General features: G+C 69.6%; 10 protein-coding genes. 4 read left to right on the top strand and 6 right to left on the bottom strand.

Going from position 1 to position 9,691, the window contains the following annotated elements:
- Positions 1 to 34 precede the first annotated feature (34 nt).
- Both IE267_RS03790 and IE267_RS03795 read right to left on the bottom strand, forming a co-directional pair.
- Positions 35 to 1,309, bottom strand: a complete 1,275-nt coding sequence (locus tag IE267_RS03790; RefSeq protein WP_189762120.1) for an aminotransferase-like domain-containing protein — start codon at positions 1,307 to 1,309, stop codon at positions 35 to 37.
- Positions 1,310 to 1,355: 46 nt separating this feature from the next.
- Positions 1,356 to 1,820 (bottom strand): ATP-binding protein, encoded by a 465-nt coding sequence (locus tag IE267_RS03795; RefSeq protein ID WP_189762121.1) that lies wholly within the window; start codon positions 1,818 to 1,820, stop codon positions 1,356 to 1,358.
- Between the two features lie 113 nt (positions 1,821 to 1,933).
- Here IE267_RS03795 and IE267_RS03800 point away from each other — a divergent pair, with 113 nt between their 5' ends.
- Both IE267_RS03800 and IE267_RS03805 read left to right on the top strand, forming a co-directional pair.
- Positions 1,934 to 2,758: a helix-turn-helix domain-containing protein gene (locus tag IE267_RS03800; protein WP_229860617.1), complete on the top strand. Its 825-nt coding sequence runs from the start codon at positions 1,934 to 1,936 to the stop codon at positions 2,756 to 2,758.
- A complete protein-coding gene (locus IE267_RS03805; protein ID WP_189762122.1) occupies positions 2,755 to 2,991 on the top strand; it encodes a DUF397 domain-containing protein in 237 nt (78 codons plus the stop codon). Before IE267_RS03800 ends, IE267_RS03805 begins: the two co-directional genes overlap by 4 nt.
- 25 nt (positions 2,992 to 3,016) lie before the next feature.
- Here IE267_RS03805 and IE267_RS03810 read toward each other — a convergent pair whose 3' ends face one another.
- Complete coding sequence (locus IE267_RS03810; protein WP_189762123.1) at positions 3,017 to 3,730, bottom strand: DUF4232 domain-containing protein; 714 nt, start codon at positions 3,728 to 3,730, stop codon at positions 3,017 to 3,019.
- A 322-nt stretch (positions 3,731 to 4,052) separates the two neighbouring features.
- On the opposite strand from IE267_RS03810, the gene IE267_RS03815 reads away from it, so the two are divergent.
- The gene (locus IE267_RS03815) at positions 4,053 to 4,811 is read left to right on the top strand and encodes a DUF4253 domain-containing protein (protein WP_189762124.1); all 759 of its coding nucleotides are present in this window, start codon (positions 4,053 to 4,055) and stop codon (positions 4,809 to 4,811) included.
- Between the two features lie 76 nt (positions 4,812 to 4,887).
- Positions 4,888 to 6,006 carry a hypothetical protein gene (locus IE267_RS03820; protein ID WP_189762125.1) on the top strand — a complete coding sequence of 373 codons (1,119 nt, stop codon included), beginning with the start codon at positions 4,888 to 4,890 and terminating at the stop codon, positions 6,004 to 6,006.
- 24 nt (positions 6,007 to 6,030) lie between these two features.
- Here the strand turns inward: IE267_RS03820 and IE267_RS03825 are convergent, their stop codons facing one another.
- The 3 genes from IE267_RS03825 to IE267_RS03835 all read right to left on the bottom strand — a co-directional run bounded on the left by IE267_RS03825 (position 6,031) and on the right by IE267_RS03835 (position 9,579).
- The gene (locus IE267_RS03825; protein ID WP_189762126.1) at positions 6,031 to 7,446 is read right to left on the bottom strand and encodes a DUF6177 family protein; all 1,416 of its coding nucleotides are present in this window, start codon (positions 7,444 to 7,446) and stop codon (positions 6,031 to 6,033) included.
- 345 nt (positions 7,447 to 7,791) lie between these two features.
- Positions 7,792 to 9,186, bottom strand: a complete 1,395-nt coding sequence (locus IE267_RS40245) for a hypothetical protein (protein WP_308428638.1) — start codon at positions 9,184 to 9,186, stop codon at positions 7,792 to 7,794.
- A gap of 3 nt (positions 9,187 to 9,189) precedes the next feature.
- Entirely contained in the window at positions 9,190 to 9,579 is a 390-nt protein-coding gene (locus IE267_RS03835) for a DUF6507 family protein (RefSeq protein WP_189762127.1), read from the bottom strand.
- Positions 9,580 to 9,691 lie beyond the last annotated feature (112 nt).

Genomic DNA, 9,691 nt, shown 5'->3' on the forward strand with positions numbered 1-9,691 from the left:
ACGGGGGTCCCGGGGCGGCACCCTCGGGGCCACCTCAACGGGCAGCCAAACCAACGGAGTTGAACGCACGCCCGAGCCGGTCGAGCCCCTCCCGGATCTCCCCCGGCGCCGAGGTGACGAAGCACAACCGGAGCGCGCCAGGATCGGGCGCACCGGCAAAGAAGGGCGCCCCGGGAACGTACGCCACGTCGTACTCAATCACCCTCCTCAGCACGGCAGTTGCGTCCCACCCGGAGGGCAGCCGGACCCAGAGGAACATGCCGCCCTGGGGCCGGTTCCAAGTGGAGCCGTCGGGCAGCGCATCGCCGAGCCCCGCGAGCATGACATCCCGGCGTTCCCCGTAGGCAGCCCGCACGGTGGCAAGGTGCGCATCCAGGTCACGGTCCGTCAAATACCGTGCGGCGGCCCGCTGGTTGACGGTCGGGGTGTGCAGATCGGAGGCCTGCTTGGCGATGACACAGGCCCGCAGCAACGCGCGCGGCGCGCGCAGCCAGCCGATCCGCAGACCCGGGGCCATGATCTTCGAGTAGCTGCTGAGCAGCACGGTCCGGTCGGCGGCGTCCTCGTACGAGGAGATCCAGGGCACGTGCTCACCCTCGTAGCGCAGCTCACCGTACGGGTCGTCCTCGACGATCCAGAGCCCGCGCCGGACCGCCACGTCGGCCACGGCCCGGCGCCGCTCGGGAGTCATGGTGCGGCCGGTGGGGTTCTGGAAGGTGGGCACGCAGTAGAACAGCTTGGGCCGCTCGCGCGCGACGATCTCGTCGAGGGCGACGGGGTCGGGCCCGTCCTCGTCGCAGGGCACGGCCACGACCCGGGCCCCGGCGAAGCCGAACACCTGCAACGCGGCGAGGTAGCAGGGGTCTTCGACCACCACCACGTCGCCGGGTTCGAGCAGCGCGGCGGCGAGGAGGGTGAGCCCCTGCTGCGACCCGGTGGTTATGAGGAGGTCGTCCGCACCGGTGGCGAGCCCGCGCTTGGCAAGCCGTTCGGCGGTGGCGGCACGCAGCGCCGGGCTGCCCTCGGTCGTGGAGTACTGGAGCGCCGTCGCCGCCTGCTCGTCCAGCACCGCACGGAACGCGGCGGCCATCCCCGCGCCGTCGAACAGCTCGGGCGCGGGCAGCCCGCCCGCGAACGAGATGACCTCGGGCCGGGCGGTCAGCGCGAGGATCTCCCGCACGGGCGAGGCCCCGACGGACGCGGCACGCGCGGCAAGCGCGGGAACGGGTGCGCCTGCGGCGGGCTTCGCGGCTCCGGCCGGCTCGGCGGGTGCCGATGGGGATGCGGGTGCCGATGGGGATGCGGGCATGGGGGCGGCTCCTGTCAGTTGCTCGGACGTCCAAGTAACCGGCACCCTAAGCAGCACCCGGTGGCCCGAATCCGACCATTCCAAGATCCGAGCCACCCTCGGTTTCGCCGCCCGGGCAAATGAACTCACACCAGACGAATTTGCCCGGATTCCGTTCCCCCACACCCCACTTGTCGGCCAGCGCGGCCACGAGCACAAGGCCTCGCCCGCCCTCGTCCGTACCGGCCGCCCCCTCGGTGACCCTGGGCACTCCACCCCCACTGTCGTGCACCTCGACCCGCAACACGGCCCCCTCCCACAACCGCATCCGCAGCAGGAACCCCCGCCCCGGCGGCACCCCGTGCAACAACGCGTTCGTCGCGAGTTCGCTGACGCACAGCGCGATGCCGTCGAGCCGATGGAAGAACCCCCAGTCGGCGACGGCGCCGGCCGCGAACTCCCGGGCGCCAGGGACGGATTGGCGCTCGCGCGGGTAGAACTTCTCGCGCATTTCGTTCTCGCTCGTGCTCATGGGGTGGAGCGTTGCGGAACGGACGTCCGGAGCCGCAGTGGCCCGACCCGTACAAGAATTCTGTACGGGTCGGACATGCGTAACGTGCGGTGGGGTGTGGGGAGTTGGCAGGCATGTGCCCCAGCAAGCGAACCCGCAAGAACGCCTCGGCGATGAAGCTGGTCGGTGCCCTCGTGGCGGAGTTCCGTGCGGCCGCCGGCCTGACCCAGAGCGAGCTGGGCCAACGCGTGCTGCTGCACACGGAGATGATCGGCTCGATCGAGCAGGGCCGACGCCCCCTCAAGCCCGACCTGGCCCGCGCCCTCGACGACCTCCTGGAAACCAAGCGCGCCCTGCAGACGGCCGTCGCCAACATGCCGGACGTCGACCTGATCCCGGCGTGGGCGGAGGAGTACATGGACCTGGAGCGCGAGGCCATCGCCCTGTCCTGGTTCGAGAACCAGGTACTGCCCGGCCTGCTCCAGACCGAGAACTACGCGCGGGCGGTGTTCCTCAGCAAGGTGCCCGCGATGAGCGAGGACGAGATCAACGCGCAGGTCGCTGCGCGGCTTGAGCGGCAGGAGATACTGCACCGGAAAGAGCCGCCGACGATCAGCTTCGTCATCGCGGAGGCGGTCCTGATGGACCGCATCGGCGGTGACGAGGTGTTCCGGGAGGCTCTGCAACACCTGCGCCGGTGTGCCGACCTGCCGGGTCTCACCCTTCAGATCATGCCGGTGGGACTGAAGCAACACGCCGCCCTGGACGGCCCGTTCACTCTTGTCGAGACGCCGGACCACCAGCACCTCGGATATACCGAGACCCAGCGTGGAAGCCACATCATTTCCGACCCCGACGAGGTGAGCATCCTGGCTCAGAGGTATGCGATGCTGCGGACTCAGGCTCTCAACACCGAGGACACCAAGGGCCTGTTGGACCGTTGGCTAGGAGAGCAATGAGCATCGCCTCACTGAAGTGGTTCAAGTCCAGCTACAGCGGCAGCGACGGCGGTCAGTGCCTCGAAATGGCCTGCGCCTGGCGGAAGTCGAGCTACAGCAGCGACGAGGGCGGGGCCTGCGTCGAGGTGGCGGCCCACCCGGCGGCCGTCCACGTCCGGGACTCGAAGAACCCGGAGGGCCCGACCCTCACCCTGGACCCCGCCGCCTGGCAGGGCTTCCTGACCGCACTGTGAGCCGAGGCGGGACGAGTCACGCTGCTCAGTCGGTGTTGTGCGTGGGGTAGACCTCGACGTCGGCGTAGGAGCCCTTGACGGCACCCGCGCCGGAGGGCCAGTTCAGGGTGATGGTGTGCGTCTCGTTCGGGGGCGTCACCAGGATGTTGGTCGGGTGCGAGAGGCTGTTGCCGCTGCTGTCGATGGTGTACGCGAGGTCGAAGACCGCGGCGTCACCGGGCTTCAGGGTGGTGATGCGGGGCTGGGCCTGACCACGGGGTATGGGGTTCGAGGTGTGGTCGGCGTCCTTGATGTCGACGCCCGCGAAACCGGTGGCCGAGCAGGTGGTGGAACCCCGGTTGATCATCGTGATGTTGACCCGGCCGGAGGTCTTGTCGGCCGCGGCGTTCTGGGCGTCGATGGCCAGGTCCTGCGTCTTGCAGAACTTGGTCTTGCCGTCACTCTTGGACGTGCCGTTGACGGCGCCGTTCGCGCTGCCCTTGGCCGAGCCCGACTTGCCGGCGCCGGCGGTCGAGCCGCCGCCCGAGGACTTCGAGCCGCCGTTGGACGACGCGGAGGACCCGGAGGACCCGGAGGAGTCGGAGGAACCGGAGTCCGCGGTGGCCGGGGCGGACGGGGCCGAGGAGGACGAGGAACCGGCGGCCTGGCCGTTGGAGGAGTCGTCGCCGTTGCAGGCGGTGAGCGAGAACGTGGCGGCCACGCCGAGGGCGGCGAGAGCGGCGATGCGGGTGAGCTTCACGGTGTTCCCCCAGGAGAGGCGTTTGTTCGGTCAGAACTATTTGTAACTCGCAGCGAGTTACGAGAGATCTCCCGCGAGGTCTTCGTTCTGTCACAGGCGCCACATATGAAGGTGCCGCAGGGCGGCCTTGCTCGGCGACACGAGCGGGCACTCAACTCCCTTTCAGTGCAAGCCAGTTGTTGTCGGCGAGCACGCCCGGGCCGGCCAAGAGGTGGCGGCGCCACCGCCGTCCGAGGCGAATGAGGGCGTTCCGGCCGGGGTTGGCGTTCCACGTCGGTCCTGGGCCGAGGGCGTTGTCAGTGGGGGGATCTACATTCGGGGCATGGCGATGCTTGCGAATCCACTCCCCCAGCTGACGGACGACCCGACGGGCAGGACGCTGGGGCTCGACCTGCCGCCGGGCAGGGTGATCGGCCCGACGGCCGACCCGCTGCTCTGGTACGCGGATGCCCCGGCGGCCCCGGCGGACTGGAAGCGCCTGGCCCCGGCCCGCAGGGCGGCGGGGCTGCACCCCGTACTGCTGGGCGGAATACAAGAGTTGGCGGACTGGGAGCTGGCCCCGGAGGAGATGTCGTACCCGGGCGACCATGACGCCGAGGACGTGCTGGAAGAGCTCTGGGCGGGGCACGCCGCGGGGCTGGGCCACGGGGCGGAGGACTGGCCCGGCCTGGCGGAGGGGCCCGAGCCGCGGGAGGACCCGGAGTGCAGCGCGGCGGAGGTCGCGGCGGCGGCAACGTGCGAGGGGCACCTGAAGGGTGCCCGCGCGGCACTGGTCCCGGCCCGCCGCAGCGCGGACGTACCCGCGGCGCTCGGCTGGCACGGCCCGGAGAACCATGAGTACGACGTGGCACGGCTGTGCGCGGTGCTGCGGTCGTGGGAGGACCGGTTCGGGGCGCGAGTGGTGGGCCTGAGCCCGACGTGCCTGACGGTGTCGGTGGCGGCCCCGCCGACGGACGAGGACGAGGCGCTGGTGCTCGCGGCGGAACACTTCGCGTTCTGCCCGGACGGGGTGGAGACGGACTTGGCGCAGTACGCGGAGTCCCTGCGGCGCGGGGCGAGTTGGACGTTCTGGTGGGACTGACGCGCCCCTGCCGAACCGGCCGCTCTTAACGAATCCCTGGCGCGATGATCGATCATTTCGGGAGCATCATGAGCCTATGAATGGAACGGTGGCGGGGCCCACCCAGGCGGTACCGGAGCTGCCCGAGAGGCGCGTACTGGTCGGCATCACGACAGTGATCGGCACGGCGCTGCTGCTGGCTGCGGCATGGCTTTCGCTGGTGTCGATACCTAGGGCGCTGAACACGGAGCAGGAGTTCCGCGCGGCCCGGCCCTGCCCGGCCGCCCCGGCGACGGCTGCGCCGGACTGCCTGCGCTCGGTGTCCGCGGTGATCGAGCGCACGACGCTGCGGGGCCCCAAGAGCCGCGTGCTCTGGCTGCACGTCAAGGATGCCGAGGGCGGAACACCGGCCCTCGAATTCAAGGACAAGGGCGACAGGCCGTACGGCAATCTGGTGGGCAAGCGAATCGGCCTCGCCTACTGGGAGGGATCGGTCCGGTACGTCGACTGGGCGAACGCCCGCTGGTATACGGCGGACGACCCGCGAGGCGGCTACCGGGCCTACCTGGCCTGGGCGTTGGGGCTCACAACGGTGGGGGCCGGACTGATCCTGATCGGCCTCTGGTGGATCCGGGGTTACAGCAATACCCGCCTCCGGTACCCGGAGTCGCCCGCGCTGCTCGGTGTCGCCACGGCCTCGTTGACCGGCCTGAGTGTCGCGATCGCCTGGCTCGCCCCCGGCTGGGGGACAGCGCTGAAGGGATTCGGCGTGGCGGCAGTGGTCGTGGCAGGGGCGTGCGCCCTGGCGATCCTGCTGGTGCGCCGGGCGAACACACGCAAGGAAACGGACACGATCGAGGTGGCCCCGGTCGTCCCGACCGAGGAGTCGGTCTTCGGCGGCGCGGTCCGGGGCGACGTCCCGTACGCGGGCCCCCTGGGCGACGGCTACCTGATAGCCGAACCGGGCCGCCTCTCGATCATCCCGGACCCCGACTACCGACTCCATCCCCGGGTGGTGCCGTCCACCCTGAAACCCGTACGCGTCCGCCCCGTGTACCGAACGGACCCGTTCGACGCCGGCGAAGTCGCATGGGTAGTGGAATGCCGAGACGGCGAAACCCCGGTGTTCATCGCCACCGCCAAGGCCAACATCCCGGTGCTGCTCGGCGCGCTGACCTCGGCTAACGGGCCGGGCGCGGGGGCGAAGGGCACCTAGCTGGGGCCCTGCGGGCACATACCCCTATATCAATTTCCGGGTGACTTGCTGGAGTTCGGCCCAGGCTTCCGATCGGGTTCCGTCGCCGAAGGTGTAGTGGAACGCGGGGGAAGCGGCGGGGCCGAGTCGGGTCGGCGCCAAGTGCGGGGCAGGTGATTCGGCATGGGCGAGGCCGGTCTGTCGTACGACGTCGGGGCCGAGCGTGAAGGACACCGGCACGGGCAGGGCTTCGAAATGTGAGGGAACGGTCAGGTCCCGTCGGCCGGTGCGCAGTGTCGCGAGCATGGTGGCCAGATGGTGCCGAGTGGCGAGCAGGCGGCCCAGCTCGGAGAGTGCGGCCAGGGGCGGGGCGCTGCCAGGGGCGTACCCGAGCGCAAAGGCGATGTGTTCCTCGATGCCGGCCGGGGTGTGCAGCACCCGCGCAGTGGCGATCCCGGGGTGCACCGGGCCCCCGACGGCGAGGAGCCAGGTGGACGCCGACTTTTGGGCTCGGGCGCGGGCGAGGTCGGTCAACTGGCGCCTGTCCCATGGCAGATTGACCGGCTCGGACGTGCCCCAGCCGACGGGACGGGCTCCGGTCAGGTGGTGCCAGGCGGCCTCAAGAGCGCCGCCCAGGAGCAGATCTTCGGCAGCGGGCTGGACGGTACGTATGGAGAGCAGCAGTTGCTGTTCGCCGGAGGCGCCCGCAGCGGCAGCTCGGGACTTGAAGGGCTCGGCGATGCGGGCCTTGCGGCCTTCGCCGAGCGCAGGCCTGAAGCCTCCCTCGTGCCAGCGGAGTTGGACACCGGAGATGCCGTCGTAGTAGCCGCACTCCGGGTGCTGGATGATCCAGCGATTGGGATGAACGGCGAGTGCGGCGCGGGTGGGCTGGGTGAGGCGGCAGGACGGAGGGGTGACGAGTTGCAGGGCCCGTCCGTCGGCTGCCGCGGCCCTCAGGGCGTCCGAGAGCCAGGTGGTCAGGGCGATGACCGGGCGGTCCTGGAGGATGACGGAGGCGTGATCGGTCTGGATGTCCACGGCCGGCGGGTGGTCGCCTAGTGTCGTGGACGAGGTGAGGCCGGTGGTGGGGACGACGTCGGTGTGGGCAACATGGGGTGGCCAGACGGCGCCGCCCAGCACGGTGGTCAAGCGTCCGGCGAAGGAGGCGGCGAGGCGTTCACCCGCGGGAACGGCGGTGTTGGCCCGGGCCTCCGTCCACCAGAACGGGCCCTCCGGCAAAGGCACTTGGTCCCCGAGGAGGCGCCGCGCCTCGTGCGGATGATGAACCAGGTGCGGAGCCTCGACGGAGACGAGGGCGGCTCCATCAGCGGTACAGAGCTGGAGGACCGCCCCGTCGGCGAGGGTGTTGACGCGCAGACCGGGACCGCCCGCGTACAGGCCGGCGAGCACCGTGGACGGGTCGGGCATGGTCGGGGTGAGGGCGATGACGTCCTTGGTCACGGCTGTTTCTTCCGTCGGGGGCCGAATGAGTGGAGTGCATGGGGATACGCGGGGAGGGCGGTGTCGGACGGTGTTCCCGCTGCTGCCCGCGGTCCACTTCCTTGCCTGCTGGAGCAGTCACCCGCTGTGGAAGCCGCGGACTCCGGCTGAGGGGCGTGCCAGCCGTACTCGGTGGGCGGCGCGGAGGGATTGCCTGCACCTGCCCACGTCGTGCGCCGATCCACTGCGCCGCGGCCATGAGGCTCGCGGATCAGCGAGGAAGCAGTGGATTCTCGTTCCTACGGCTGCTGGGTGTCACGATCTCCCCAACCACGGAACACAAGAAATGCACTCCAGGACGAGCGCCTAGCCGAAGACGGCATCGGTGAGGTCCGGTCCTCGCCCGTCGACGATGTCAGGAGCCTGAAGCCCGTGGCCCTCTGCTCTCCCGTAATACGTCGGCTCGCCGGGCTCCGCATCGACCCCGAGTACATGAACGAGCTCATCCAGGGCTGACGCGAGCCGGGGGGCATTGGCGGCATGGACGGCTGGATGGGGCTCGCCCCGGAAATCGCACAGCCCCCATACGTCGTGGTACACGGACAGTTCGGCCCAAGGCCCGATCTCGTCGGGCGACACCGTCAACTCGACGAGACGGTATTCGTTGTGACGCACTCCGCTCGCGTCCACCCACACGCCGGATCCCCGCACGAGGATTCCGCCCATCTCCGCCTCCGGATGACCAGCCGGCCGACAGGCCCGCAAGTCGTCAGGCAATGCCGGATCGTCGAGCGAACGTCTGACAAGGTCAAAACGGCTGTGGATGCCCAGGCCTCCCTTTCCCACCTGGAACCAGTGCCACTCCAGCGTGTCCGGTTCGAGCAAGGCGTGCTTATGGAGCACCGTGCTCATGCGCCCCGCCGTCCTGAGCGCGGACTCCAGCCCAGCCTCCACCACGTCATCCAAGTCCCAGAACCAGGAGCCGCACTCCCTCGGCGCGCGCATCAGCATGGCTGCCTGACCTCCTCGGCCGCCCCAGGCCTCGCTGGCGGAGCCACCGATGCCGACCAGGTGTCCGAAGCCCTCAAGCGCGCCTCCGACTCCGCCGACGAGGAAGCCGTCCCAGACGTAGTTCTTGGCGAAGTAGTCGATCTCCCAGAGGTGGTGGGATTCGGACTCGGGCGTGCCCCAGGGAAGTTTGCTGGCGTGATTGAGGTCGTCGGGGGCGTAGCCGTACATCACCGTCTGTGCGTTGGAGGTGTGGCTGCCGTCGTCGTAGACGAACTTCGGGCCGCCGACAATCGCCGAGATCTTGGTCGCGGCCCGGTTCTCGGCGTCCCTGAAGGCACTCTCAGCGGCGCTCACGTCGTCCATGAGGCCTTGGTGCCGGCTGACTTTGTCCTCGTCGTACGTCCAGTCGTCATCGCCCGAGACTCTGTCGACGAACGCGAGGGCATCACTCTTGAGTTGGGCCAGCTTCTTGGCGAGCGGCCGGGCCTCGACGGAGAACGTCTCCAGTGCGTCGGCCACCGTCTCCAGGTTCTGGGCGAAGGTCTCGGCCTTGTCCATCACCGGACGGGTGGTGCCCAGGAGCTGTTCGGCCTCTGGTGCTTTGTAGACCCCGGCCAGGGCCTGGAAACGGGAGTGCACGTCCTTGCCGCCGTTACGGATGCCGGTGGCGTCCGTGCGGAGCGCGGAGACGTCCTTCTCCAACTGGTCCAGATTGCCGAGGAATTGAGGTATGCCGGACGGCTCGATCATGCGCTACTTCTTCCCGTCCTGCGGACCGCCCGGCTTGGGCAGCTTGACCTCCGGCGCGGCCAGCGCCGTGTGCTCGGCGTTCGCAGCCATCTCGAGGTTCCCGACCACGTAGTACGCGGTGGCCTGGCGTGCGCCGTTCACCGACTTCGCCGCTCGCGCCCCGAGGAACAGCACATCCCCCGCGGTCTTCTCCACGAACAGTTCCAGCGCCGCACCGATCGGCCCGATGGGCGTCGGGCCACAGTAAGCACCGCTGATCGTGCCGGCGGAATTGGCGGCGCTGGTCACGTTCGTCCCGTACGACGTGACGTTCTTGCTCACGTCGTCCATCGCCATCCCGACCAGCGAAGTCACCGATTCCACTCCGGATTGCGAGACATCCCACCCCGTCATACCCAACCCCGTTCCTGCGTCCCCGTGAATTGATCACTGCACCCGGTGCTGTCTCAGCCGATGGCGTCGACTGCTGATTTGGCTTTGGAGAGGGTGGAGTGGGCGGTGCCGT

Origin of the sequence: Streptomyces xanthochromogenes, assembly GCF_014650455.1 — a bacterium.
GTDB lineage: Bacteria > Actinomycetota > Actinomycetes > Streptomycetales > Streptomycetaceae > Streptomyces > Streptomyces xanthochromogenes.